Origin of the sequence: Phenylobacterium zucineum HLK1 (assembly GCF_000017265.1) — a bacterium.
GTDB classification, from domain to species: domain Bacteria; phylum Pseudomonadota; class Alphaproteobacteria; order Caulobacterales; family Caulobacteraceae; genus Phenylobacterium; species Phenylobacterium zucineum.
Map to the genome: position 1 here is coordinate 3,297,558 of NC_011144.1, position 24,457 is coordinate 3,322,014.

The window sequence follows — 24,457 nt, forward strand, 5'->3', positions numbered from 1 at the left end:
GGCGACCTATGAGAGCCCGGACGGGCTCAGGCCGCCTTCCGCGCCGCGGCCCAGCGGCGCACGCGGCTCTCCAGCACCGGCAGCGGCAGCGAGCCGGCGCCCAGCACCACGTCGTGGAAGCCTTTCAGGTCGAAGCGCGGCCCCAGCTCGCGCTTGGCCTCCTCGCGCAGGGCCAGGATCTTCACCATGCCCACCTTGTACGAGGTCGCCTGCCCCGGCATCACGAAGTAGCGGCGGATCTCCGAGCGGATCTTGCCCAGCGGCTGCGGCGAGTTCGCGCTGTAGAAGTCCAGCGCCTGCTGCTCGCTCCAGCCCTTGGCGTGGATGCCGGTATCCACCACCAGCCGGATCGCCCGCCAGATCTCGCGGCCCAGCCGGCCGAAGTCGCTGTAGGGGTCCTGGTACTGGCCGGCCTCCTTGGCCAGCAGCTCCACGTAGAGCCCCCAGCCCTCGATGTAGGCGCCGTAGCCGTACTGGCCGCGGAACGCGGGCGTTCCGGTCATCTCCTGGGCCAGCATGATCTGCATGTGATGGCCCGGCCAGCCCTCGTGGTAGCTGGTGCCCTCGATCTCGTAGATCGGGGTCGCCCGCGTATCGGCCAGGTGGACGTAGTAGATCCCCGGCCGCGAGCCGTCCGGCGCGCCCGAGCTGTAGTGCGCCGCCCCGCCCGGCTCCTCGCGGAAGCTCTCGACGCGCTTGACGATCAGGTCGGTCTTCGGGATGCGCCCGAAGTAGGCCGGCAGCTTGGCCTTCATCGCCGCGAGGTAGTCCTCGGCCATCTTCAGGTACTGCGCCCGGCCGGCGTCGGTGTTCGGCACGTAGAACCGGTCGTCCGTCCGCAGGTGGACGAAGAACTCCTCCAGCGTGCCGGAAAAGCCGATCTTGGCCTTCAGCGTCTCCATCTCGCCGCGGATGCGCTTGACCTCGGCCAGGCCCAGCTCGTGGATCTGGTCGGCGGTCATGTCCGTGGTCGTCTGCAGGCGCAGCATGGCGTTGTAGAACGCCGCCCCCTCGGGGAGCGCCCCGGCGCCCTGCGGCTCGGGCGAGGCGCTGGCCGCATCCGCCTCCAGCCAGGCGGCCAGCCGGTCGTAGGCCGGCTTCATCTTCGCGGTCATCGCTTCCGACAGCGCCCGGGTCAGCCGCTCGGCCTCGGCGGGCGGCAGGTTCAGCGCCGCGATCTTCGCCTTGCCGTCGGCGAACAGGGCCGAATCCTTGCCGCCCCCCTCGTTTCCGGCGAACGGCGCGCCGGTCGTCAGGCGACGGACCTCGGTGAGCGACTGCTCGTAGGCGAACCTGGGCATCCGCACGCCCTTCGCCGCCGACGCCTGCGCCTGCGCCAGCTGCTGGTCGATCACCCCCGCGATCGCACCCACGCGGGCGACGTAGGCCTGCATGTCGGCGGGCGTATCCACCCGGTGCTGGTTGATCATGAAGTTGGGCAGGCCGGTGTGCGGCCCGTTGCGGTCGAAGATGTAGCCGTGGCCGCGCCAGCGCACCTGCGTCTCGGCCCGGTCCAGCTCCAGGGCCCACATCTCGAACGAGGTGCGCGCATCCTCCGAGAGCTTGGCGGGGTCGAAGCGCCGCTTCATCTCCGCCACGCTCGCGCGGCGCCAGGCGAGCTCGCGCTGCGCGGCCGCGTCGCTGCGGTCGGTCAGGCGGTCGTACTGCTCCTTGCGGCCCAGGCGGGTCAGCCGCTCGGGGTCCATCTGCAGCTCTTTCTCGAACTCGGCGTCGAGGAAGGCGGTGAGCTGGCGGTCCAGGTCCGAGCCCTGCGCCCGCGCCGCGAGGGGAACCAGCCCCAGCGCCGCCACGCCCAATCCGAAGTCACGCCGGGAAAGCCGCATGCGGAGGAATCCTTTCACTGAAACGGCGCGCACCTTAGCCGCCTTCACCCCCCTCGCGTCCAGCCGCCGCCTGCTGCTTCGGGGCTTGAGGATCCAAACGGCGAGCGCCCCCCTCCTCCCCCATCGGGGGAGGGGAACCCACGGTTCGCCTTCCGGCGAACCGCGACCAAAAGAGATCCGGGTCGCGAGCGACCCGGTGGGCGGTGGAGGGGGCCGGCCCCATCCGCCGAGCTTCCGGCAAGCCCCCACCACCATGCTGCGCATGGTCCCCCTCCCCCGACGGGGGAGGAGGGGTTGGCCGGCCGCTCCCCCAAGGGCCGGCCCGAACGGCAGGATCCTCGTCAGATCACCCCGAAGGCCCGCATGGCCTCGGCCACGCGCACGAAGCCGGCGATGTTGGCGCCCAGCACATAGTCGCCCGGCGCGCCGTACTCCTCCGCCGTCTCGGCGCACAGGTCGTGGATGCCGCGCATGATGTGGGCCAGCCGCGCCTCCGTCTGATCGAAGGACCAGCTGTCACGCGAGGCGTTCTGCTGCATCTCCAGGGCCGAGGTCGCCACCCCGCCGGCGTTGGCCGCCTTGCCGGGGGCGAACAGCACGCCGGCCTCCTGGAAAATCCGCACCGCCTCGGGCGTGGACGGCATGTTGGCGCCTTCGCCCACCACCACGACGCCGTTGCCGACCAGGGTCTTGGCGTCCTTGCCGGTCAGCTCGTTCTGGGTCGCCGACGGCATGGCGATCTCACAAGGGACGTCCCAGATCGAGCCGCCCTCGACGTACTCGGCGCCGGCGCCCTTCAGCTCGGCGTACTCCGAGATCCGCGCCCGGCGGACCTCCTTGACCTCCTTCACGAGCTCGAGGTCGATCCCGGCCTCGTCCACGACGTAGCCGTTGGAGTCCGAGCAGGCGACGACGAGCGCGCCGAGCTGCTGCAGCTTCTCGATGGTGTAGATCGCCACGTTGCCCGAGCCCGAGACCACCGCCCGGCGGCCCGCCAGGTCCTGGCCGCGCGAGCCCAGCATCCGCTCGACGAAATAGACCGCCCCGTAGCCAGTGGCCTCCCGCCGCGCGCGCGAGCCGCCGTAGACGAGGCCCTTGCCGGTCAGGACGCCCGCCTCGTAGCGGTTGGTCAGGCGCTTGTACTGGCCGAACATGTAGCCGATCTCGCGCCCGCCCACGCCGATGTCGCCGGCCGGCACGTCGGTGTACTCGCCCAGGTGCCGGTGCAGCTCGGTCATGAACGACTGGCAGAAGCGCATCACCTCGCCGTCCGAGCGGCCGCGCGGGTTGAAGTCCGAGCCGCCCTTGCCGCCGCCGATCGGCATTCCGGTCAGGCCGTTCTTGAAGGTCTGCTCGAAGCCCAGGAACTTGATGATCCCGAGGTTCACCGAGGGGTGGAAGCGCAGCCCGCCCTTGTAGGGGCCCAGCGCCGAGTTGAACTGCACTCGGAAGCCGCGGTTGATCTGCACCTGGCCGGAATCGTCCACCCACGGCACCCGGAAGATGATCTGCCGCTCGGGCTCGCAGATCCGCTCGATGAGGGCGTCCTCGGCCCAGTCGGGATGTTTGGCGATCACCCGTCCGAGGCTTTCCAGCACCTCGCGAACGGCCTGATGGAACTCCGCCTCGCCGGCGTTGCGGCTCAGCACCTGGGCCAGGATCGGCTCCAGCTTCTCGTCGATCTGCACCACTAGACTCGAACCCTTACGGCCGGCGCTGCAAGCCGCCGGCGACCACGCCACAGGACAGCGGAGGGGCAGGTTCTTCCGCCTTGGCGCCCGATCCGCGGGCGCCAATTGCTCACCAGATAGGCGCCCGCGCAAATCGAGGCATTTTCTCCCGCGGCGCAGGGCGCCCGGCGCAAGCCTAGCCCCTTTCCGCCGCGTCCTCGCGGCAGGCTGCGCCGCCTCGGGTTCTGCGTCAGGCGCCGCCGGCCGCCCGCGCCGCGGCGGCCTCGCTCAGGCCCTTGCGGGCCAGGGCGTCTGCGCGCTCGTTCAGCTCGTGCCCCGCATGGCCCTTCACCCACCGCCAGTCGACGTGGTGGCGCAGGCGGGCGGCGTCCAGCCGCTTCCACAGGTCGTCGTTCTTCACCGGCTTCTTGTCGGCGGTCAGCCAGCCGCGCTTCTTCCAGCCGTGGATCCACTCGTGGATACCCTTCTGGACGTACTGGCTGTCGGTGTGCAGCTCGACCCGGCACGGCCGCTTCAGCGCCTCCAGCGCCTGGATCGCCGCCATCAGCTCCATGCGGTTGTTGGTGGTCGCCGCCTCGCCGCCGCAGAGCTCCTTCTCCCGCTCGCCGTGGATCAGGATCGCGCCCCAGCCCCCGGGCCCCGGATTCCCCGAGCAGGCCCCGTCCGTGTAGATCACCACCTCCGGCGTCATTCCGCGGCCGCGGCTCCGAACAGCACCAGGTCGGGCGAGGTGCGGTGCACCGCCAGCTTGCGCTCGTACTCCAGCGGGTCCTTGGGCTTCACCAGCGCCCCCGCGGGCGTGGCGTGCCAGTCGTGCAGTCGGGTCAGGAAGAACCGCAGCGCCGCGCCGTGGGCCAGCACCGGCAGGGCCGCCCGCTCGGCCTCCGAGAGCGGCCGCACCGCCTCGTAGCCGGCCACCAGCGCCCTGGCCGCCGTGATGTTGAAGCTGCCGTCGGCCTCGAAGCACCAGGCGTTCAGCGCCACGGCGATGTCGTAGGCGCGGATGTCGTTGCAGGCGAAGTAGAAGTCGATCGCCCCCGCGAACACCCCTTCCTTGAAGAAGACGTTGTCCGGGAAGTAGTCGGCGTGGATCACGCCCTCGGGCAGGCCCTGGGGCCAGCGGTCGGCCAGGTCGGCCACGTCGCGGGCGATCACCTCGGCGAGCCCCGGCTTCAGCCGCTCGGCGTCGTCCTTCAGCCGCTCGAACATCGGCGCCCAGGCGCCCTGGCCCAGGTCGTTCTCCCGCCGCATGGGGAAGCCGTCGGCGGCGTTGTGCAGGGCCGCCAGCCCCTTCCCCGCCTCGCGGCAGTGGGCCACGGTCGGGCGCCGCACCGACAGGCCGGGCAGGAAGCTGACGATGGCGCAGGGCTTGCCGCGCACCGTCTTCAGCATCTCGCCGCCCCGGTCCGCCATCGGCAGGCCGCTCGCGAAGCCGTGCTCGGACAGCCAGCGCATCAGGCCCAGGAAGAACGGCAGGTCCTCGGCGCGCACCCGCTTCTCGTAGACGGTCAGGATGAACCGGCCGCCCTCGGTCTCCAGCAGGAAGTTGGAGTTCTCGACGCCCTCGGCGATGCCCTTGAACGACAGCGGCGCGCCCAGGTCGAAATCGGCCAGAAGCTTGGCCAGTTCGTCGTCCGTTATGTCCGTGTAGACCGCCATGGCCCGCGGCATGGGGTAGGTCGCGCAGGCGGTCAAGCGCTGACCCCGCGACCGCCTCGTGGTAGAAATGGATCAACCTCTGTGGAGGAGCCCGATGATTGCCCTGAAGGTCGAGAAGATCGGCGACCGGGTCGCGGTCGTCCTCACCGAAGAAGCCCTGGCCCAGCTGAACCTCGGCGTCGGCGACGTCCTGCACGTCGAGCCCTCGCCCGACGGCGCCATCCAGCAGGTCACCCGCGAGACCTGGATCGAGGACCCCCACGCCCGCGGCCGCGCCTTCCTGCGCCGCTACAACAAGTCCTTCGAGCGGTTCGACGGCTGAGGCGCCGCCTCCGCCGGCCTTGCAACTCCGCGTCGTATTACGTACGTTATAACGACGTGCGCGGAGGTCGCCATGATCGCACTGAAACTCACCCAGGTTGGCAATTCCGTCGGCGTGGTGCTGCCCAAGGAAGCCCTGGCTAAGCTGGGAGTCGAGAAGGGCGACGTGGTCTATCTCGTCGAGGCGCCTGGAGGTGAGATGCGGATCTCAGCCTACGATCCCTCCGTCGCGGAGGAGATCGCCGCCGGCGAAGCGTTCATGGACGAGTATCGGGACACCTTCCGCGCGCTCGCGAAATGACGGCCGAGCCACGCTGGATCAGCCGCGAGGCGATCCTCGTCCTGCACGACCGCAGCATCGCTCTGCACGGCGGCGCGCAGGGCCTGCGCGACGAGGGGTTGCTGGACTCCGCCCTGGCGCGTCCGCTCAACCGTTTCCATTACGAAGGCGAGACCGACATCCACGTGCTTGCGGCGACCTATCTCGTCGCGCTGGCGGGCAATCATCCCTTCGCCGACGGCAACAAGCGCGCGGCCTTCCTCGCCGCCGGCCTCTTCCTGCGTCTCAACGGCTGGCGGCTGACGGCCGCCCAGGCCGATGCGGCCCGCACGGTGCTGGCCGTGGCCGCCGGAGACCGCGACCTCGAGCCGCTCGCCGCCTGGCTTCGGCGGTTCTCCGAGCCCTTGCCCTAGCCCGCCAGCGCCCGCGGCAGCTTGAAGGTCACCGTCTCGCGGGCGGTGTCGGCCTCGGTCAGGGTCACCTCGAAGCGTTCGGCCAGGCGGTCCAGCACGCCCTGCACCAGCACCTCGGGCGCCGAGGCGCCGGCGGTGACGCCCACCGTCTCCACGCCCTCCAGCCAGGTGAAGTCCAGCCCCTCGGCGTCGTCGATGAGGTAGGCCCTCGCCCCGGCCCGGCGGCCCACCTCGGCCAGCCGCACCGAATTGGACGAGTTGGCGCTGCCCAGCACCACCAGCACCTGCGCCTTCGCGGCGATCGCCTTCACCGCCTCCTGGCGGTTGGTGGTGGCGTAGCAGATGTCCTCCTTGTGCGGCGCGGCAATGGCCGGGAACCTTGCCCGCAGCGCCTCGACGATCTCGGCCGTGTCGTCCACCGACAGCGTCGTCTGGGTGACGAAGGCCACGTTGGCCGGATCGCGCGGCTGGAAGGCCATGGCGTCCGCCACCGTCTCGATCAGCGCCACCGCGCCCTCGGGCAGCTGGCCCATGGTGCCCACCACCTCCGGGTGGCCGGCGTGGCCGATCAGCACGATCTCGCGGCCGGCGTCGAAATGCCGCTGGGCCTCCACATGCACCTTCGAGACCAGCGGGCAGGTGGCGTCCAGGTAGAGCATCCTGCGCGACTTCGCCGCCGCCGGCACCGACTTGGGCACGCCGTGAGCTGAGAACACCACCGGCCGGTCGTCGGGCGCCTGGTCCAGTTCCTCGACGAACACCGCCCCCAGCGCCTTCAGCCGCTCGACCACGTGGCGGTTGTGGACGATCTCATGGCGCACGTAGACCGGCGCGCCGTACTTCTCGATCGCCCGCTCGACGATCTGGATCGCCCGGTCCACCCCCGCGCAGAAGCCGCGCGGGCTGGCCAGGAGGACGGTGAGGGGCGGACGGCTCGGCATGGCGCGGAACCTAGTGTCCCGAAGGCCCGCGCGCCAGCCGCGTTGCCGCCGCAATCGTGAGGCTGTAACTAGGCCCCGACCCGCGGGGCCCCCCGCGCCCTCTATCCTGGACGCCTCCATGCGCCGCCTGCTGATCTGCGCCGCCGCCCTCGCCGTGGCCGCCACGTCCCTGCCCACCCTCGCCGAGGCGCAAGGCCGCGGCCGCCAGGACCAGCAGCGTCAGCAGGAGGAAGAGGCCGCCAAGAAGCGCAAGCGCGACGCCGAGTGGGGCAACCGCCAGTCGCCGCTGCCGCAGCTGCGCAATGCCGGCCCCTGCCCGTTCGTGAAGACGCTGTACGACGCGGCCCGGTACATCGAGTTCAAGGACGGCCGCGAGGCCTCGGCCAACGTCGGCTTCACCGGCGAGATCCAGGGCATCTCGGCCGGCTGCGAGTACAAGGACGATGAGCCCATCGAGCTGGCCATGGAGGTGCTGTTCGAGCTGGGCCGCGGGCCCCAGGCCGAGGGGCGCTCCAAGACCTTCCGCTACTGGGTCGCCGTCACCGACCGCAACCGCTCGGTGCTGGCCAAGGAGTACTTCTCGCTGCCGGTGACCTTCAAGGAAGGCGAGGACCGCACCTTCGTGCGCGAGAATCTCAACCGGATCGTCATCCCGCGCGCCGAGATGACCACCTCGGGCTCGAACTTCGAGGTGCTGATCGGCTTCGACGTCACCCCGCAGATGGCCGCCTTCAACCGTGAGGGCAAGCGCTTCCGCCTGAACGTCGGCGCGCCGACCGAGACCGCGCAAACCGGAACCGCCCCGCCGCAATGAGCGACCTGAAGACGGCGCTCGGCGAGGCGGTGGAAGCCGCCTTCGCCGCCGAAGGCGTTCCCGCAGAGCTCGCCCGCGTCACCGCCTCCGACCGCCCCGATCTGGCCGACTTCCAGTCGAACGGCGCCCTCGCCGCGGCCAAGCGCGTGGGGAAGAACCCGCGCGAGATCGCGACCGCCGTGGCCGGCCGCCTGCAGGGCGATCCGCGCCTGGCCTCGGTCGAGATCGCCGGCCCGGGCTTCCTGAACCTGAAGGTGGCCGACGCCGCCCTCGCCGCCCGCGCCGACGCCATCGCCGCCGACCCGCGCGCCGGAGCCGGGACCGTGCCGGCGCCCCGCCGGGTGATCGTCGACTACGGCGGCCCCAACGTCGCCAAGCCGATGCACGTGGGCCACCTGCGCGCCTCGATCATCGGCGAGTCCGTCAAGCGCCTCTACCGCTTCCGCGGCGACACCGTGATCGGCGACGCCCACTTCGGCGACTGGGGCTACCAGATGGGCCTGCTGATCGGCGCCGTCTGCGACGAGGACGCCGAGATCCGCGCCCTGGTGGACCAGCTCAACGCCTCTGGGGATCCAAACGGCGAGATCCCGGCCGCCTTCGAGCGCGTCACCCTGGCCGACCTCGACCGGCTCTATCCCCTGGCCGCCGCCAAGGGGAAGGAGGACCCCGCCTACCGCGACCGGGCCCGCAAGCTCACCGCCGACCTCCAGGCCCACAAGCCCGGCTGCTACCTGCTGTGGCGCCGCTTCCGGGACGTGACCCAGGTCGCCCTCGAGCGCGACTTCCATGCCCTGGGCGTCGACTTTGACTGGTGGAAGGGCGAGAGCGACGTCGACCATCTGATCCAGCCCATGGTGGCCGAACTCGCCGACAAGGGCCTGCTCGTCGACGACCAGGGCGCCCGGATCGTCCGTGTCGCCCGCGAGGGGGACAAGCGCGAGCTGCCGCCGCTGCTGGTGGTCTCCTCCGAAGGCTCGGCGATGTACGGCACGACCGACCTGGCCACCATCCTCGACCGCAAGCGCGAGTTCGATCCGCAGCTCGTCATCTACTGCGTCGACCAGCGCCAGGCCGACCACTTCGAGATCGTCTTCCGCGCCGCCTACCTCGCCGGCTACGCCGAAGAGGGCCAGCTCGAGCACATCGGCTTCGGCACGATGAACGGGACCGACGGCAAGCCCTTCAAGACCCGCGAGGGCGGCGTCCTCAAGCTCGCCGACCTCATCGAGATGACCAGGTCCAAGGCCCGCGAGCGCCTGCACGAGGCCGGCCTCGGCGAGGACCTGCCGGCCGAGGAATTCGAGGACATCGCGGGCAAGGTGGCGGTGGCGGCCCTGAAGTTCGCCGACCTCTCCAACTTCCGCGGCACCTCCTACGTCTTCGACCTCGACCGCTTCACCAGCTTCGAGGGCAAGACCGGCCCCTACCTGCTCTACCAGGCGGTGCGGGTGAAATCCCTGCTGCGCAAGGCCGAGGCCGAGGGCGCCCAGGCCGGCCCGGTCACCGTGGCCGAGCCCGCCGAGCGCGACCTCGTGCTGACCCTCGACGCCTTCGAGACCGCCCTGCAGGAGGCCTACGACAAGAAGGCCCCCAACGCCCTGGCCGAGCACGCCTACCGGCTCTCCCAGGCGTTCTCGAAGTTCTACGCCGCCTGCCCGATCCTGGCCGCCCCGCCGCCGGTCCGGGGCTCGCGCCTGACCCTGGCCCAGGCCACGCTGCGCCAGCTCGAACTGGCGCTGGACATCCTCGGCATCGCGGTCCCCGAGAGGATGTAGGGGATATAACGACAATATATAACGTCGTTATTTGGATTAGTTCTGTAGGTCGACTCCGCCTCTTCTGATCTCAAGGCGCGCCCGGCTTGTCTGGACTCCAGAGAGCGCCGTTATGACTGTTGTCGCCCAGGCTTGACTGCTGCAGATTGATGCCTCGTGCGGCCACGCTGGCCGTCTTGCCAGCAGGAGCGCGCCGATGACGCCGACCGCGACCAACCTCACCCAGACCGTCGGCCTGAACGAGGACCAGGCTTCCGCCGCCCTCGGGGACATCGTGGTCACCGACACCGACCTGGGCGAGACCATCACCGCTACGCTCGTCCTGTCCGGCGCCGGCCAGCTCACGACCGGGACCTACGGCGCGGCCACCTCGACCTTCGATGCGGCGACCAAGACCTGGAGCGTCACCGGCTCGGTCGCCGACGTGAACGCCGCCCTCGCCGCTGTCGCCTACCGCCCCGCCGAGGACCAGACCGGCTCCGTCACCATCACCACGCACATCGAGGACGCCGCCGGGACCGGGCCTGCCGACGGCACGATCACCCTGAACATCACGGCGGTGAACGACGCGCCCGAGGTGGCTGCGCCGGAGTCGATCGCCGTCACCGCCGGGGCGAGCAAGACGCTCACGGGGATCGTGCTGTCCGACGTCGACGCCGACGCCGGCGCGATGACCGCCACCATCACCGTTCCCTCGGGCGCCCTGTCCGCGACCTCGGGCGGCGGCGTCACGGTGGGCGGGACCGCCGCGGCGCTCACCCTGACCGGCACGCTCGCCAACCTCAACAGCTTCCTCTCGGGCGGCGGGGTCACCTACGCCCCGGCCGGCGGGGTGACGGGCGAGGTCATCCTGCGGGTCGAGCTGAACGACGGCGGAAACACCGGCTCGGGCGGCGCCCAGAGCCATGGCAAGAACATCACGCTCGAGATCTCGGCGCCCGCGCCCGATCCGGAGCCGCCGCCGGCGCCCCCGCCCCCGCCGCCCGTCATCGAGTACGTCGACGGGGTGCCGGTGCAGGTGCGCACCTACACCGGCCCCGACGGGCAGCCGCACCAGTCGATGGAGATTCCGGCACAGCGCCCCCCCGCCGTCACCGGCAACACCTCGGTCGAAACCGCGCTCGACAATCTGGGCCGGGTGACCGGCCAGATCGCCGAGAACGTCGGCCTGAAGGCCTCCGGCCCGATCAACGGCAAGGCGCCCGGGCAGATCCTTCCGACGCTGCGGTCCGACCCCGCGTTCGCCGAGAAGTTCAACGACCCCAGCATTCCCCGCGGCCTCGACCGGGTCGCCGGCGCGGACCCCTCGGCCTCCACCGTGGTCCTCAAGCTCGAGACCGTGCTCACGGGAAACAATCCGCCCGCCGGGCCGCTGGTGATCGAGGGCAGGCCCGACGCTGGGCCGGCGGTCGTGACCATCGACACGGCCAGCTCCGTGCTCTCCCAGCTCGCCATCACCATCGAGCTGCAGCGCATCGCCATGGCTTTCATCAAGGGGCTGGCGCGCCTGATGGGCGGCGAGGGCCCGCAGATCGTCTTCGCCGACGACGCCCCCCAGCACATGGTCCTGGGCGAAGGCGACGACGAGCTGCACGGCGGCGGCGGGGACGATGTGGTCGGCTCGGAGCACGGGAACGACAGCCTGTTCGGCGACGCCGGCCGCGACACCGTCTTCGGCGGCGAAGGCGCCGACCAGCTCTGGGGCGGGACCGAGGCCGACCACCTGCACGGCAACATCGGCGACGACTTCGTCCACGGCGGCGAAGGGGCGGACACCCTCCACGGCGGCCAGGGCGACGACGTCGTGCGCGGCGGCCAGGACGACGACGTCGCTCTGGGCGACCTCGGCGCCGATACGGTCTTCGGCGACCGCGGCCACGACCTGCTGCTGGGCGGCGAGGGCGACGACCTCGTCCACGGCAACCTCGGCGACGACTCCGTGGCCGGCGAGGCCGGCGACGACGTGCTCCACGGCGGACAGGGGGCGGACACGGTCTCGGGCGGCGACGGCGCCGACACGCTGTCGGGCGACCTCGGCGACGACCTGCTGATCGGCGGCGCGGGCGCCGATGTCTTCCGGATCTCGGCCGAGGGCGGGCGCGATGTCATCGCCGACTTCGACGCCGCCGCCGGCGACCGCCTGTGGCTGGACCCGGGCCTGACCTACGAGCTGCGCCAGGACGGGGCCGACACGATCCTCGACTTCGCCGCCGGCCACCGGGTGGTGCTGAAGGACGTGCAGGCCGCGGCCCTTCCCGACGGCTGGATCGTGGCGGGCTGACCCTGGGCGGGGCCGGATCGTCGCCGGCTACCGCTCCACGTCCGGCGGCGGGCGCATCTCGCGGCGCACCTGGTCGGCGCGGCGGTCGCGGCGCGCCTGGCGCCAGCCGCTGAACGCGCTCAGCACGAAGAAGAAGACGACCGCCACCGCGGCCAGCCCCAACAGCCACCAGTAGGTGTTCAGCCCGTCCAGCATCGTCCGGACGCCTCCTCGCCGCCTCGCGCGGCTTCACCCTCGACGCACAAGGCGCCCCAATTGCGGCGTCCTCGCTGCGCCCCGGATGGGCGCCCCTGCACGTTCGTCATGGCCCGACCTGTTCGGGCCACCCATCCGGAGTCTCTCCGCAGCAGGAGCGGCGGCGCGTCAGGCTGAGTCGCCCGGACGCGCCGGGCGATGACGAGGAATGGGTGAACGCCTGGCAGAAACCGTTGGAACCTTGTCATTCCAGACAGCACCCGCCCCGGCGCATCCTCTCCCCGAAAGGAAAGGAGCCTGCCATGCCCCGCCTGACGATCCTCTTGGCCGTCCTCGCCGCCGCTCTCAGCCTCGCCGGCGCCGCGGCGGCCCGGCCCTTGGTCGCCATCCTCGCCGACGCCCGCGGCACGGTGGCTACCGACCTGATGGCGCCCTATGCGATCCTCGCCGAGAGCGGCGCCGTCGACGTCCAGGTGGTCTCGGCCACGCGGGGGCCGGTGCGCCTCACGCCCGGCTACGCCTGGGTCCGGCCGCAGGCGAGCCTGGCCGACCTCGCGCGGCGGCCGCCCGACGTGATCATCGTCCCCGCTCTCGAGGTGGAGGACGATCCCGCCCGGGCCGCCTGGCTGCGGGACCAGCTCGCCCGCGGCGCCCGCATCATGTCCATCTGCAACGGCGCCCGGACGCTCGCCGCCGCCGGCCTGCTGGACGGGCGGCAGGCCACCGTCCACTGGTACAGCCGCAACGAGATGCGCAAGCGCCATCCGAAGGTCCGCTGGCGCGAGGACCGCCGCTGGGTCACCGACGGCCCGATCACCACCACCGCCGGGATCAGCGCGGGCGAGCCGGCCACCCTCCAGCTCCTGCGCGAACTGGCCGGCGAGGACGTCATGCGGGCCACGGCCGCGCGCCTGTCCCTGCCCCTGCCCGACTCGCGCCACGACGGCGCCGCCTACCGGCTGACGCTCGGCGCCATGCGCCACGCCGCCTTCAACCGGCTGGCGTTCTGGACGCACGAGGACGTGGCGGTGCCGCTGTCCCCCGGCTTCGACGAGATCGCCTTCGGCACAGCCATCGACGCCTGGTCCCGCACCTGGCGCTCGACGGCCTGGGCGAGCGGCGCCCCCGCCACCGTCTCGCGCCACGGCCTGGTGGTCTACCGGGCGCAGACCCCGCCGGGCCGCTTCGACCGCCGCGCGCCCCTCCCCCGCCCGGACGTGATGCTCAACACCTTCGCCCAGGTCCGCCGCGCCTACGGCGGGGCCACCGCCCGCTTCGTCGCCCTGCAGTTCGAGCACCCCGGTTTCCAACATCTCGGGGCCGCCGCCGGCCGCCGCTGAGCGGAGGACCCTGGAAGTGCTCGGGCCGGCCCGGCTAGGGTGCGGGCGACCTGAGGGAGGACGAGGCATGCTCAACCACGTGATGGTGGGATCGAACGACATCGAGCGCTCCAAGCGCTTCTACGACGCGGTGCTGGGGACTCTGGGGGCGGGCGAGGCGTTCCGCCACGTGGCCGACACCGGCCACACGCGGCTGTTTTACATGCACGACGGCAGCACCTTCTGCGTCAGCGAGCCGATCGACGGCCAGCCGGCGACCTACGCCAACGGCGGCACGATCGGCTTCAAGTGCGGCTCGCCCGAGCAGGTGAAGGCGTTCCACGACGCGGCCCTGGCCCAGGGCGGCGTGTCGATCGAGGATCCGCCGGGCCTGCGCGAGGGCAGCCTGGGGGCGATGCACCTGGCCTACGTCCGCGATCCGGACGGCAACAAGCTGTGCGCCATCCACCGGCCGGGGTGACAGCCGGGCGCTGGCTCAGTGGCGCTGGGCGTCGGCCTCGGCGCGGTCGAGCTGGGCGATGGTGAGGGCGAGCTGCAGGCCGGCCTCGAGGTCGTCGTAGGCGGCCCCCGGGAACATCCGCAGCATGGCCACCCGGAGCGGGGCGGCGTCGCCCTTGCGGCCCGTCCCGCACAGGTCGGTGAGGGCGAGGGCGCCTTGCGAGGCGATCAGGGCCTGCGCGATCTCCACCGGTTTCACCGGTTTGTCCTTCTGTTCGGGCCGGCGCCCGTACGCGGAACAGGCCGGGCGGCCGGCGTTTCCTCTCCGCTTTTGACGGTAGCGCCGAAACGATGGCCGGCCAACGGCGAAGGCGATCTTTCGGGATTGAAAGATTTGATGGGTTCCATCGAATCTTTCGCTTTGCCACGGCCAAGGCGCAGGTCGCCTAATGCCCTCCCCACGGGAGGAACGAGATGGACGACGCCAGCCCCCTGAGCAATCCCGCCAAGGAACCCGCCGCGCTGCGCTCGCTGCTGGGTCGCACGAACCGCGACTGGTGGCCCAACCAGCTGTCGCTGGACATCCTTCACCAGCATGGTCGCCACGGGAACCCGATGGGCGACGACTTCGACTACGCCGAAGCGTTCAAGACCCTCGACTACTTCGCGGTGAAGCGGGACCTGCACGCGCTGATGACCGACAGCCAGCCGTGGTGGCCGGCGGACTACGGCCACTACGGCCCGTTCTTCATCCGCATGGCCTGGCACAGCGCCGGCACCTACCGCACCGGTGACGGCCGCGGCGGGGCCAACTCGGGCAACCAGCGGTTCGCGCCGCTGAACAGCTGGCCCGACAACGCCAACCTCGACAAGGCGCGGCGGCTCCTGTGGCCGGTGAAGAAGAAGTACGGCGCCAAGCTGTCGTGGGCCGACCTGATGATCATGGCCGGCAACGTCGCCTTCGAGAGCATGGGCGCGCCGGTGTTCGGCTTCGGCGGCGGCCGGGCCGACATCTTCGAGCCCGAGAAGGACGTCTACTGGGGCACCGAGGAGCAGTGGGTCGGCAAGGGCGCCAAGACCCGCATCGTCGAGGGCAAGGCCTTCGAGGATCCGCTGGCGGCGGTGCAGATGGGCCTCATCTACGTCAATCCCGAAGGGCCCGACGGCAGCCCCGACCCCTGGGCCTCGGCCCGGGACATCCGCATGACCTTCGCGCGGATGGGGATGAACGACGAGGAGACCCTGGCGCTCACCGCCGGCGGCCACACCTTCGGCAAGTGCCACGGGGCCGGCGACGCCGCCAAGATCGGCGCCGAGCCCGAGGGCGCCGACATCGCCCAGCAGGGCCTGGGCTGGACGTCCAGCCATGAGAGCGGCATGGGCGACCACACGATCACGTCCGGCCTGGAAGGGCCGTGGACGCCCACGCCGATCAAGTGGGACATGAGCTATTTCCACATGCTGCTCGACTACAAGTACGAGCTGGTGCGCAGCCCCGCCGGGGCCAAGCAGTGGCAACCAGTGAACCCGAAGCCCGAGGACCTGGCGCCCGGCGCGCACAGTCCCGACCGGCGCGTGCCCACCATGATGACCACCGCGGACCTGGCTTTCGCCATGGACCCCGAATACCGCAAGATCGCAGAGCGGTTCCGCGACAATCCCGACCAGTTCGCCGACGCCTTCGCCCGGGCCTGGTTCAAGCTGTGCCACCGCGACATGGGGCCGAAGAGCCGCTACCTCGGCCCCGAGGTGCCGGCCGAGGACCTGATCTGGCAGGACCCGATCCCGCCGGTGGATCACCCGCTGGCCGAGGCGGCCGACATCGCGTCCCTGAAGGCCAAGCTGCTGGACAGTGGGCTGTCCGTCGCCGACCTCGTGCGCACCGCCTGGGCCTCGGCGGCCACCTACCGCGGCTCCGACCACCGCGGCGGCGCCAACGGCGCGCGCATCCGCCTGGCCCCGCAGAAGGACTGGGAGGTCAACGAGCCCGAGAAGCTGGCCCGGGTGCTGGGCGTGCTGGAGAAGGTGAAGGCCGACTTCGACGCCTCGGCGGGCGGCGGCAAGAAGATCTCGCTGGCCGACCTGATCGTCCTCGGCGGCTGCGCCGGGATCGAGAAGGCCGCCAGGGACGCCGGTCATGCGATCGAGGTCCCGTTCGCGCCGGGCCGCACGGACGCCAGCCCCGAGCAGACCGACGTCGAGAGCTTCGAGGTGCTCGAGCCCAAGGCCGACGGCTTCCGCAACTACCTGCAGGTGCGCTTCAGCGTGCCGACCGAGGAGCTGCTGATCGACCGCAGCCAGCTCCTAGGCCTGTCGGCGCCCGAGATGACGGTGCTGGTCGGCGGCCTGCGCGTGCTGGGCGTCAATCACGGCGGCTCGAAGAACGGAGTGTTCACCGACCGGCCGGGCCAGCTCACCAACGACTTCTTCGTCAACCTGCTCGACATGGGCACGGCGTGGAAGCAGGTGGACGACAAGGCCGACGACCTCTTCGTGGGCACGTGCCGCCGGACCCACGAGGAGAAGTGGACGGCCACCCGCACCGACCTGGTGTTCGGCTCGAACTCCCAGCTGCGGGCGCTGTCCGAGGTCTACGCCTCGGACGACGCGGGCGAGAGGTTCGTGAAGGACTTCGTCCGCGCCTGGACGAAGGTGATGAACGCCGACCGCTTCGACCTGCCCAGGGCGCAGCGGCTGGCCCGGGCCGCGTAGGGGGCGACCCCGAAACGAACGACGCCTCCGGCCCGCGAGGACCGGAGGCGCCTTTCGTCCCGAGGGAAGCCCGACTTACTTCGAGGGGCTGGTGTCCGGGGTGTTCTCGGTGGTCATGCCGCCGTCGGCGTTGCCGGCCTGCTGCTCGACGGCGTCGGCCTGGGCGTTGAGGGCCTTCTCCTGCGCCTCGTTGGGGGTCGCGGCGGCCTGGGATTCCAGCTGGTCGGCCTGGGCCTCGGCGGCCTGGTCCTGCTGGCTGTTGCCGCAGGCGGCGAGCGAAAGGGCGGCGATGGCGGCCACGGCGGCGCCGACGGTGGTGCGGAGTTTCATAGGGGAACACCCCTCCATTTGTTGACAGCTTCGCCGTAACGGCGACGGCGGAGGTTCTGTTCCCGCACCGGCGCGGAAAAAGCGGCCGCCCCGGATCGGAAGCCGGCGCCGGCGGTTGTGCTGCCGACGCCCCCACCGGCGCCGCACAGGGAGCCCTCCATGATCCGATCCGTCCTCATCGGCCTTGTCGCCGGGATGCGCGCGATGACCCCGCTGGCGGCGGTGAGCGAGGCGGCGCGCAGAGGGACGCTACCCTCGGACAACGGCGCCCTGCCGCTGCTCGGCCATCCGCTGGCCGCGGCCGGGACCAAGGCGCTGGCGGCCGGAGAGCTGTGGGGGGACAAGCTGGCCTCGGCGCCCGACCGGATCGTGCCGGCGGGCCTCGCCGCACGGCTGGTCACCGCCGGGATCGCAGGGGCGGCCCTGGCTCCCCGGCGGCAGGCGCTGCTGGGCGCGGCCCTGGGCGCCGGGGCGGCGACCGCGGCCGCCTACCTGACCTTCGGCCTTCGGATGCGGGCCATGCGCCGGTGGGGCCAGACCGCCACCGGCCTCGTGGAGGATGCGGTCGCGCTCGGCGCGACACGGACCATCGTCGGGCGCTGAGCGGCGGCGGGCCTAGATGGCCAGGATGAGGGCGATCAGGGCGGGCAGGCCCAGGCCGATGAGGGCGGCCAGGACGCCGGTCTGCATCTTGTCGTTCGCGTACACGGTCGGCTCCATTCCTCGCACGGCGCCTTGGGGAAAGGGGGGCGGCGCCTGACGCCCCTGATATAGGGATGCGGGCCCCGTTTCGCCCGTCCGGCGACGCCGCCGCTTCACACGCCCCGCCCCTCATGGTAGCGATAACATCGTTGTCCGGACGGGGGCGTGCATGGCGCCGGCGGAACTGAGCGTCGTCTTCTTCGCCGGGCTGGCGGTGATCGTGGCCACGGCCCGGCTCGTCGGCTGGCTGGGCCGGCGCTTCCTGGGCCAGCCGCAGGTGATGGGCGAGATGGTCGCCGGCGTCCTGCTGGGTCCCTCTCTGCTCGGCCTGCTGGCGCCCGGCGTGCAGGCGGCGCTGTTCCCGGACGAGGCCCGCGACAGCCTCTACGTCTGCGCGCAGCTGGGCGTCGGTCTCTACATGTTCCTGGTCGGGCTGGACTTCGACCGCGACCGCTTCGGGGCCCACGCGGCGAGCGCGGGCGCGGTGGCCCTCGCGGGCCTGGCCGTCCCCTTTGCGGCCGCCGCGGCCCTGACGCCCTGGCTGATGACGACGCCCGGCTTGTTCGCCCCGCAACTGGGCGGGCTTCAGGCGACGCTGTTCCTGGGCGCCTGCATCTCGATCACCGCCTTCCCGATGCTGGCCCGGATCGTCGAGGAGCGGGGCCTGTCGGGCTCGCCGCTCGGAACGCTCACGCTCTCGGCGGGGGCGATGAGCGACGCCTTCGCCTGGGCGGTCCTGGCGCTGGTGCTGGCCGGCGCGGGCGCCGGCTCGGCGGTGAAGGCGCTGGCCGGCGGGGCGGCCTTCGCGGCCCTGGTCCTGGGGCTGGGGCCCCGGCTGCTGCGGCCCCTGGGCCGCGCCGCCGAGCGGGGCGGCGGCGTGGACGCGGGCCTCCTGTCGACGGCGCTGGCGCTGTTCCTGCTGGCCGCCGCCGCGGCGGACTGGCTGGGCCTCCACGCGGTGTTCGGCGGCTTCGTGCTCGGCGTGGCGATGCCGCGCGGGGTCCTGGCGCGCGAGCTCCGCGCCCGGCTGGAGCCGTTCACCGTGGCCCTGCTGGCGCCCCTGTTCTTCGCCTACTCGGGGCTGAGCACCCGGCTGGACCTGATCGCCGACCCGGGCCTGCTGGCCGCGGGCGCGGCGATCCTGGCGGCCTCGATCCTGGCCAAGGGCGGGGCCTGCTGGGCCGCGGCGCGGCTGACGGGCCAGGACAACCCCGCCGCCCTCGCCATCGGCGCGCTGATGAACGCCCGCGGCATGATGGAGCTGATCGTCATCAACATCGGCCTGCAGCGGGGCCTGATCGGACCGGGCCTGTTCTCGGTGCTGGTGCTGATGACCTTGGTCACGACCCTGATGGCCGCGCCGGTGCTCGAGGCGGCGTACGGCCGCCGCGCGCGAGCCCGGGGCGAGTTGGGAAGGCTGCGCGATCCGGCGGCAGGGACGCCCCCGGCCGGGGCCGACGCTCAGACGGGCGCGACCGCCCGGCGGTAGAGCCGCCAGCTCGCGTGGCCGAGGACGGGCAGGACCACGATCAGCCCGAGCAGCGCCGGCAGCGAGCCCAGGACCAGCAGGCCGGCGACGATCAGGCCCCAGAGCGCCATGGTCCCGGGGTTCTCGCGCACCACCCGCAGCGAGGTTCCGATCGCCACGTCGAGGTCGGTGTCGCGGTCGAGCAGCAGGGGGAAGGTCACGACACTGAGCGCCAGGGCCACGACCGCAAACACAAAGCCCACCGCGATCCCGATGGCCGCCATGGCCCAGCCCTCGCCGGTGGCGAACACCTGGGCGAGGAAGCTCTCGAGCGTCACCGGCGGGGCGTCGGCGAAGGCGATCAGGCTGATCTGATAGGCAGTCGCCAGCCAGAGCAGGAACAGGCCGACGAGGATCAGGCCCATGCCGGCGACGGAAGGCAGGGCCGGCGAGCGCAGCACGGCGGCGGCCTTCGTCCAGTCGGCGGGCTCGCCCGCCTCGCGGCGGCGGCTGATCTCGTAGAGGCCCACGGCGGCCAGCGGCCCCAGCAGGGCGAAGCCGGATAGCAATGGGAAGATCATCGGCAGGAGGTCATTGCGGAAGGCGATGGCCGCCAGCACCAGCCCGGCCAGCGGATAGACGATGGCGATGAACAGGACGTCGTCGCGCGCCGCCATGAAATCCTCGAAGCCTTCGCGGAGGGAAGCCCTCAGGTCGGCGGCCGAGACGCGCAGCACCTGCGGCCGGGCCCGCGCCGCCGCCCGGGCGGCCGGGTCGCTGGTCCTGTGGGAGAACGGGGCGAGCAGCCCCTTGAAGACATACTCGACCGGGTTCTCGACGTGATTTTGGATCGCCATGCGAACGCCTCCGTCCCTGATGGGCCGCGAGATCCGCGCCAGGCCGTCCGCCGCCGAGTGCTGGGCGGGCGCTCCCTTGCGAGGCCGCGGCTCCGTACTTCGACGCCGGCAAGCCTAGCACGCCGCGCGCCGGCGAGGTCATCACGGGCGCGTGCGGAGGTTGCGCACGTCCGCATAGCATCGTTACCTCGGACGCGGACGTGGGAACGTCCGGCGGGAAACGGGGGGACGGGATGACGGCGGGAGCTTGGGCCGCGGGCGCGGCGGCGGGACTGATGCTGGCGGGAAGCGCTGCGTGGGCCCAGCCGGCCGGCGGCCAGAGCACGGTGCAGAACACCTCGTGCAAGCGCGACGTCGCCCAGACCGACATCTGCGACTGGGCGCCCTGGGTGATGGGACCGAGCGGGGCGGTGCTGATCGCCGACCTGAAGACCCCGGCGACCTACCAGGTATGCCGCGACCAGTTCCAGAACGAGCCCGACGACCAGGCGCTGACCGTGCTGGCGACGGGGGCGAGCGTCTCCGCCCCGCCGGGGACCCGGGTCGGCCTGCCCCGGTATTCCTGCGCCCTGATCACCGGCGCGAAGATCGTGCTGCAGGCGAGCGGGACGCCGAACCGGCGGATCAACGGCTTCTTCCGGCCGCTGGACCTGCCGCCGTTCAAGGGCGCGCTGCAGTGGTCGGCCTATGTCCACACGCCCGCCGCGCCGAAGGTGACGACGCCGATCCTGGCCGGCGCGGCCGAGCGCCGGGTGCGGGTCTGTCAGCCGCCCATCGTGCCAGAGCTGCCGCCCGCCGCCTGGCGCAAGGAGCGGCGGATCTTCCGCGACGGGGCCGCGGTGACGGCCGCCGGCTCGGCGCCGGCGGGCTTCGCCATGGGCGGCTGCGTCGACCTCGAGGCGAAGTCCCTGACCATCGACCCGAACTGGGCCGATGCGAACGACCGGGTCACGAACGGCTACATCGCCTACTAGCCTCCCGCCCCTACGGCGCGACCAGCACCGTGCGCCAGCGCATGCGGTTGCAGCCAGGGCACGGCCAGTGGATGTGCGTCGCCACGCTCGCCACCGGGGTCATGGTCCCGCCCCACTTGCGGGCCCGCAGCCGCGCGGCGATCCGCTCGGGATCGTAGGTCTTCGACCAGCCGCAGGCGCCGCAGAACAGCTTCAGCCGCGCCCCAGGATAGCCCCGCCAAGTCGCCAGCGGGGCGTGCGCATTGATCTCCAGCAGCTTCATGGCGCCGGAACATAAAGAGAACCCGCGCCGCCTGCGACTCCACCCAGGCTGCGCCCGCCGACGGCCGCAACCACCGATCGCCGCGCCCGCCGGGAACCGCCGTGGCCGCCGCGCCTTCCCTAAGCTCAGCCGGTCCCTGCACAGGAGGAAGACGCCGTGGTCGCCGTCCCCGACCCGTCCAGAGCCGCCAGCCCGCTCCACGCGATGCTGCTGGCCTGGACCTTCCCGCTTTACCTGGGCGGCCTGGTCGCCGACATCGCCTACGCGCGCACCTACGAGATCCAGTGGCTGAACTTCGCCGCCTGGCTGATCGCCGGCGCCATGGTGTTCACGGGCCTGGCCCTCGCCTGGTCGCTGTTCGAGGCCTTCCGGCGCTCGTTCCGCGACCGGCGGACGCTGATCGTCCTGCTGCTGGTCGCCGCGATGTTCGTCGTCGGCCTGCTGGCCTCGTTCCAGCACGCCCGCGACGCCTGGGGGGCGATGCCCGGCGGCCTCGTCCTGTCGTTGGTCGTCACCTTGCTGTCGGCGGCGGCGGCCGTCGTCCTGATCCTCGCGCCCCGCCCGACCCACCACCGGGCGTCCCGTGAGGAGATCCGGGCATGAGCCGCGCCGGCCTCCTCTCCCTGGCCGCCGCGGCGGCCCTGCTCGCCGGCTGCGGCGGCGGCGGCGGCGAGCCGCAGATGTACGGCCCCGATCCCCAGTTGCCCGAGCCGCAGCGGGGCCTGCTGCCCGACATGCAGGTCGCCGACCCGGCGCCCTGGGGCGAGGCGCGGCCCGCCGCCCCGCAGGGCTACACCGTCACCGCCATCGCCACCGGCCTGCGCATCCCGCGCCAGACCCTCGTGCTGCCCAACGGCGACATCCTGGTGGCCGAGGGCCGCGGCGGCGGGGCTCCGGCCCTACGCCCCAAGGACGTGATCGCCAACGTCATCAAGGCCCGCGGCACGACCTCGGTCGAGAGCGGCGACCGCCTGACCCTGCTGCGCGACGCCGACGGCGACGGGACCTACGAGGGCCGCAGCGTCTTCGCCGAGGACCTCAACGCGCCCTACGGCCTGGCCCTCGTGGGCGGCCAGCTCTACGTGGCCAACCAGGACGCCCTGGTGCGCTTTTCCTACACGGTCGGCCAGACCCGCGCGGATGCGCCGCCGGTCAAGGTCGCGGGCCTTCCGTCCTACATCAACCACCACTGGACGAAGGCCCTGGCCGCCAGCCCGGATGGCCGCTTCCTCTACGTGGGCATCGGCTCGAACAGCAACATCACCGAGCGCGGCATGCCGGCCGAGGCGGACCGGGCGATGATCTGGGAGGTGGACGCCGCCACCGGCGCGCACCGCCCCTACGCGACGGGCCTGCGCAACCCCACCGCGCTGGCCATCCAGCCGGGGACCGGCCAGCTCTGGGCGGTGGTCAACGAGCGCGACGAGATCGGGCCGAACCTCGTCCCCGACTACCTCACCTTCGTGCGCGACGGCGGCTTCTACGGCTGGCCCTACAGCTACTGGGGCCGGAACGTCGATCCCCGCGTGCGCCCGCAGGACCCCGGCAAGGTCGCCTCGGCCATTCGCCCGGACTACGCCCTCGGCGCGCACGTCGCCGCCCTGGGCCTGTCGTTCTCGAGCCCGGCGATGGGGCCGCGGTTCGCCGAGGGCGCCTTCGTCGGCGAGCATGGCAGCTGGAACCGCAGTCCGCCGTCCGGCTACAAGGTGGTCTTCGTGCCGTTCCGCAACGGCCGCCCCGCCGGCCCGCCGGTCGACTTCCTCACCGGCTTCCGCGGCGAGGACGGCAAGACCCGCGGCCGCCCGGTCGGCGTCACCGTCGATCCCCGCGGCGCGCTGATCGTCGCCGACGATCTCTCCAACACCGTCTGGCGCGTCACCGCCCCGCGCGGGGCTCCCTCGGGACTCCCTTCAGGCGTTGCGGCCCCGGCGGGCGCCGGCCGCCCCTAGCCGACCCCGGAGGCGCTCACTCCTCGATCGCCTCCACCCCCAGCCGGGCCAGCTCGGCCAGGTGGTCGCGCATCGCCTGCAGCTGCTCCGGCGCGTGGCCGACCCAGCCCAGCACCTCGCCGACCACGCACAGCGGGTAGCGCGTGCGGTAGGACATCGTCGGATTTCCCGGAAAGCGCCTGTCGGTCAGGTTCGGGTCGTCCTCGATCGGCCCGGTCGGCTCGACGAAATAGATCCTCCCCCGCCCCTCGCCCACGGCCAGTTCGGCGCCCCAGGTCGCCGCCTCCAGCGTCGCGGTCAGGTAGACGAAGGCCGCCACCCCCCGCCTCCCGTAATTCGAGGCGTATCCCGGCCCGATCAGGTCCCCCGGCCGAAGGTCGGCCTTGGTCCCATGGTAGTACGGTCCCGTGCTCCCAGCGGTCATCCCAGCCCTCCAGCCTGCTTCGAGGGCGCCACAACCTGCGCATATTTCGCCGGCCGCCAATTCTTGAACCGAACTATTTTCTCCCCAGATCTGGACGGGCGGGGACAGGCCCCCTCTCCTCGGCGAAGCGGAGCGCGAGAGGGGAGCGCTTGGTGGCAGGACGGATAGCCGGCCCGGAACCTGCACGGCCAGGCGCATGATGTTCGAGACCGAGACAGCCCGCCTGCTGGAGATGCGCCTGGCCGCCCGCGGCCAGCCCGTGCTCACCGCCCAGATCGATCACGCCCTGTGGGTGATCGCCCGCCTCGCGGACGCCGAAGACGACGGCGAGCTGGACGAGCTGGAGGTGGCCATCGAGGCCCTGGCCGGCATGGTCGGCGCGCCGGGCACGCGGCACTAGCCCCCTTGGTCGCGGGCCGTCAGCCGCGCAGGATCTTCTCCATCAACTTGCCCCTGGCGAGCTCGTCCACCAGCTTGTCGAGGTAGCGGATCTCGCGCATCAGCGGCTCGGCCACCTCCTCGACGCGCACGCCGCAGACCACGCCCTTGATCTCGGCGCGGGCGGGGTTGAGGCGCGGCGCCTCGGCGAAGAAGGCGCGGAAGTCGGTCCCGGCCGCCAGCCGGGCCTCGAGCTGGGGCTGGTCGTAGCCGGTCAGCCAGCGGAGGATCTCGTCGACCTCGGCCTTGGTGCGCCCCTTGCGCTCGGCCTTGGCGACGTAATGCGGATAGACGCTGGCGACGCTGGTGGTGAAGATCCGGTGCTCGGTCATCGGCTCTGCTCCAG

General features: G+C 72.0%; 27 protein-coding genes. 15 read left to right on the plus strand and 12 right to left on the minus strand.

Annotated elements, in window-relative coordinates:
* Positions 1 to 26: 26 nt before the first annotated feature.
* The 4 genes from PHZ_RS23220 to thrB form a co-directional block, all read right to left on the minus strand.
* The gene (locus PHZ_RS23220) at positions 27 to 1,844 is read right to left on the minus strand and encodes a DUF885 domain-containing protein (RefSeq protein WP_012523434.1); all 1,818 of its coding nucleotides are present in this window, start codon (positions 1,842 to 1,844) and stop codon (positions 27 to 29) included.
* Positions 1,845 to 2,185: 341 nt separating this feature from the next.
* The gene (gene gdhA / locus PHZ_RS16010; protein ID WP_012523435.1) at positions 2,186 to 3,532 is read right to left on the minus strand and encodes an NADP-specific glutamate dehydrogenase; all 1,347 of its coding nucleotides are present in this window, start codon (positions 3,530 to 3,532) and stop codon (positions 2,186 to 2,188) included.
* A gap of 232 nt (positions 3,533 to 3,764) precedes the next feature.
* Positions 3,765 to 4,226, minus strand: coding sequence for a ribonuclease HI (gene rnhA, locus PHZ_RS16015; protein WP_012523436.1), 462 nt, complete (start codon positions 4,224 to 4,226; stop codon positions 3,765 to 3,767).
* Entirely contained in the window at positions 4,223 to 5,194 is a 972-nt protein-coding gene (gene thrB, locus PHZ_RS16020) for a homoserine kinase (protein WP_012523437.1), read from the minus strand. Before thrB ends, rnhA begins: the two co-directional genes overlap by 4 nt.
* Before the next feature lie 94 nt (positions 5,195 to 5,288).
* On the opposite strand from thrB, the gene PHZ_RS16025 reads away from it, so the two are divergent.
* The 3 genes from PHZ_RS16025 to PHZ_RS16035 all read left to right on the plus strand — a co-directional run bounded on the left by PHZ_RS16025 (position 5,289) and on the right by PHZ_RS16035 (position 6,208).
* Entirely contained in the window at positions 5,289 to 5,516 is a 228-nt protein-coding gene (locus PHZ_RS16025; RefSeq protein WP_041373621.1) for an AbrB/MazE/SpoVT family DNA-binding domain-containing protein, read from the plus strand.
* 72 nt (positions 5,517 to 5,588) lie between these two features.
* Positions 5,589 to 5,816: an AbrB/MazE/SpoVT family DNA-binding domain-containing protein gene (locus PHZ_RS16030; RefSeq protein ID WP_012523438.1), complete on the plus strand. Its 228-nt coding sequence runs from the start codon at positions 5,589 to 5,591 to the stop codon at positions 5,814 to 5,816.
* Positions 5,813 to 6,208 (plus strand): type II toxin-antitoxin system death-on-curing family toxin, encoded by a 396-nt coding sequence (locus PHZ_RS16035; RefSeq protein WP_012523439.1) that lies wholly within the window; start codon positions 5,813 to 5,815, stop codon positions 6,206 to 6,208. Before PHZ_RS16030 ends, PHZ_RS16035 begins: the two co-directional genes overlap by 4 nt.
* Here PHZ_RS16035 and ispH read toward each other — a convergent pair.
* Positions 6,205 to 7,149, minus strand: coding sequence for a 4-hydroxy-3-methylbut-2-enyl diphosphate reductase (gene ispH / locus PHZ_RS16040; RefSeq protein WP_012523440.1), 945 nt, complete (start codon positions 7,147 to 7,149; stop codon positions 6,205 to 6,207). The genes PHZ_RS16035 and ispH overlap by 4 nt on opposite strands.
* A gap of 118 nt (positions 7,150 to 7,267) precedes the next feature.
* On the opposite strand from ispH, the gene PHZ_RS16045 reads away from it, so the two are divergent.
* The 3 genes from PHZ_RS16045 to PHZ_RS21865 all read left to right on the plus strand — a co-directional run bounded on the left by PHZ_RS16045 (position 7,268) and on the right by PHZ_RS21865 (position 12,022).
* Positions 7,268 to 7,963, plus strand: coding sequence for a hypothetical protein (locus PHZ_RS16045; RefSeq protein ID WP_041373622.1), 696 nt, complete (start codon positions 7,268 to 7,270; stop codon positions 7,961 to 7,963).
* Positions 7,960 to 9,741: an arginine--tRNA ligase gene (gene argS, locus PHZ_RS16050; RefSeq protein ID WP_012523442.1), complete on the plus strand. Its 1,782-nt coding sequence runs from the start codon at positions 7,960 to 7,962 to the stop codon at positions 9,739 to 9,741. The genes PHZ_RS16045 and argS overlap by 4 nt, the downstream gene beginning before the upstream one ends.
* A gap of 196 nt (positions 9,742 to 9,937) precedes the next feature.
* Positions 9,938 to 12,022 carry a calcium-binding protein gene (locus PHZ_RS21865; protein WP_049758296.1) on the plus strand — a complete coding sequence of 695 codons (2,085 nt, stop codon included), beginning with the start codon at positions 9,938 to 9,940 and terminating at the stop codon, positions 12,020 to 12,022.
* Between the two features lie 27 nt (positions 12,023 to 12,049).
* Here PHZ_RS21865 and PHZ_RS23225 read toward each other — a convergent pair whose 3' ends face one another.
* Positions 12,050 to 12,217: a hypothetical protein gene (locus PHZ_RS23225; protein ID WP_187149089.1), complete on the minus strand. Its 168-nt coding sequence runs from the start codon at positions 12,215 to 12,217 to the stop codon at positions 12,050 to 12,052.
* 302 nt (positions 12,218 to 12,519) lie between these two features.
* Between PHZ_RS23225 and PHZ_RS16060 the strand changes: the two genes are divergently transcribed.
* A complete protein-coding gene (locus PHZ_RS16060) occupies positions 12,520 to 13,557 on the plus strand; it encodes a DJ-1/PfpI family protein (RefSeq protein ID WP_012523444.1) in 1,038 nt (345 codons plus the stop codon).
* A 67-nt stretch (positions 13,558 to 13,624) separates the two neighbouring features.
* A complete protein-coding gene (locus PHZ_RS16065) occupies positions 13,625 to 14,017 on the plus strand; it encodes a VOC family protein (RefSeq protein ID WP_012523445.1) in 393 nt (130 codons plus the stop codon).
* Between the two features lie 15 nt (positions 14,018 to 14,032).
* On the opposite strand, the gene PHZ_RS16070 is transcribed toward PHZ_RS16065, so the two are convergent.
* Complete coding sequence (locus tag PHZ_RS16070; RefSeq protein ID WP_041373623.1) at positions 14,033 to 14,254, minus strand: hypothetical protein; 222 nt, start codon at positions 14,252 to 14,254, stop codon at positions 14,033 to 14,035.
* A gap of 215 nt (positions 14,255 to 14,469) precedes the next feature.
* Here PHZ_RS16070 and katG point away from each other — a divergent pair, with 215 nt between their 5' ends.
* Complete coding sequence (gene katG, locus PHZ_RS16075) at positions 14,470 to 16,707, plus strand: catalase/peroxidase HPI (RefSeq protein ID WP_012523446.1); 2,238 nt, start codon at positions 14,470 to 14,472, stop codon at positions 16,705 to 16,707.
* 75 nt (positions 16,708 to 16,782) lie between these two features.
* Here katG and PHZ_RS16080 read toward each other — a convergent pair whose 3' ends face one another.
* Positions 16,783 to 17,037: a hypothetical protein gene (locus tag PHZ_RS16080; RefSeq protein WP_041373624.1), complete on the minus strand. Its 255-nt coding sequence runs from the start codon at positions 17,035 to 17,037 to the stop codon at positions 16,783 to 16,785.
* A gap of 159 nt (positions 17,038 to 17,196) precedes the next feature.
* On the opposite strand from PHZ_RS16080, the gene PHZ_RS16085 reads away from it, so the two are divergent.
* Together PHZ_RS16085 and PHZ_RS16090 are read left to right on the plus strand one after the other, a co-directional pair.
* Positions 17,197 to 17,640 carry a membrane protein gene (locus tag PHZ_RS16085; protein WP_012523447.1) on the plus strand — a complete coding sequence of 148 codons (444 nt, stop codon included), beginning with the start codon at positions 17,197 to 17,199 and terminating at the stop codon, positions 17,638 to 17,640.
* A gap of 268 nt (positions 17,641 to 17,908) precedes the next feature.
* Positions 17,909 to 19,228, plus strand: coding sequence for a cation:proton antiporter (locus PHZ_RS16090; RefSeq protein ID WP_012523448.1), 1,320 nt, complete (start codon positions 17,909 to 17,911; stop codon positions 19,226 to 19,228).
* Here PHZ_RS16090 and PHZ_RS16095 read toward each other — a convergent pair.
* On the minus strand, positions 19,201 to 20,064 hold the full coding sequence (locus PHZ_RS16095) for a DUF2189 domain-containing protein (RefSeq protein ID WP_012523449.1): 864 nt from the start codon (positions 20,062 to 20,064) through the stop codon (positions 19,201 to 19,203). The genes PHZ_RS16090 and PHZ_RS16095 overlap by 28 nt on opposite strands.
* 233 nt (positions 20,065 to 20,297) lie before the next feature.
* Here PHZ_RS16095 and PHZ_RS16100 point away from each other — a divergent pair, with 233 nt between their 5' ends.
* Positions 20,298 to 21,038 carry a hypothetical protein gene (locus tag PHZ_RS16100; RefSeq protein ID WP_148216891.1) on the plus strand — a complete coding sequence of 247 codons (741 nt, stop codon included), beginning with the start codon at positions 20,298 to 20,300 and terminating at the stop codon, positions 21,036 to 21,038.
* A 10-nt stretch (positions 21,039 to 21,048) separates the two neighbouring features.
* Here PHZ_RS16100 and PHZ_RS16105 read toward each other — a convergent pair whose 3' ends face one another.
* A complete protein-coding gene (locus tag PHZ_RS16105) occupies positions 21,049 to 21,300 on the minus strand; it encodes a hypothetical protein (protein ID WP_041373626.1) in 252 nt (83 codons plus the stop codon).
* A gap of 156 nt (positions 21,301 to 21,456) precedes the next feature.
* Here PHZ_RS16105 and PHZ_RS16110 point away from each other — a divergent pair, with 156 nt between their 5' ends.
* Positions 21,457 to 21,903, plus strand: a complete 447-nt coding sequence (locus PHZ_RS16110; RefSeq protein ID WP_012523450.1) for a DUF2231 domain-containing protein — start codon at positions 21,457 to 21,459, stop codon at positions 21,901 to 21,903.
* Positions 21,900 to 23,249: a PQQ-dependent sugar dehydrogenase gene (locus PHZ_RS16115; protein WP_012523451.1), complete on the plus strand. Its 1,350-nt coding sequence runs from the start codon at positions 21,900 to 21,902 to the stop codon at positions 23,247 to 23,249. Before PHZ_RS16110 ends, PHZ_RS16115 begins: the two co-directional genes overlap by 4 nt.
* Before the next feature lie 16 nt (positions 23,250 to 23,265).
* On the opposite strand, the gene arr is transcribed toward PHZ_RS16115, so the two are convergent.
* Positions 23,266 to 23,673: an NAD(+)--rifampin ADP-ribosyltransferase gene (gene arr / locus PHZ_RS16120; protein ID WP_041373627.1), complete on the minus strand. Its 408-nt coding sequence runs from the start codon at positions 23,671 to 23,673 to the stop codon at positions 23,266 to 23,268.
* A gap of 196 nt (positions 23,674 to 23,869) precedes the next feature.
* On the opposite strand from arr, the gene PHZ_RS23230 reads away from it, so the two are divergent.
* A complete protein-coding gene (locus tag PHZ_RS23230) occupies positions 23,870 to 24,073 on the plus strand; it encodes a hypothetical protein (protein ID WP_041373628.1) in 204 nt (67 codons plus the stop codon).
* Between the two features lie 19 nt (positions 24,074 to 24,092).
* Here PHZ_RS23230 and PHZ_RS16130 read toward each other — a convergent pair whose 3' ends face one another.
* Complete coding sequence (locus PHZ_RS16130; protein WP_012523453.1) at positions 24,093 to 24,443, minus strand: DUF2200 domain-containing protein; 351 nt, start codon at positions 24,441 to 24,443, stop codon at positions 24,093 to 24,095.
* Positions 24,444 to 24,457: the final 14 nt, after the last annotated feature.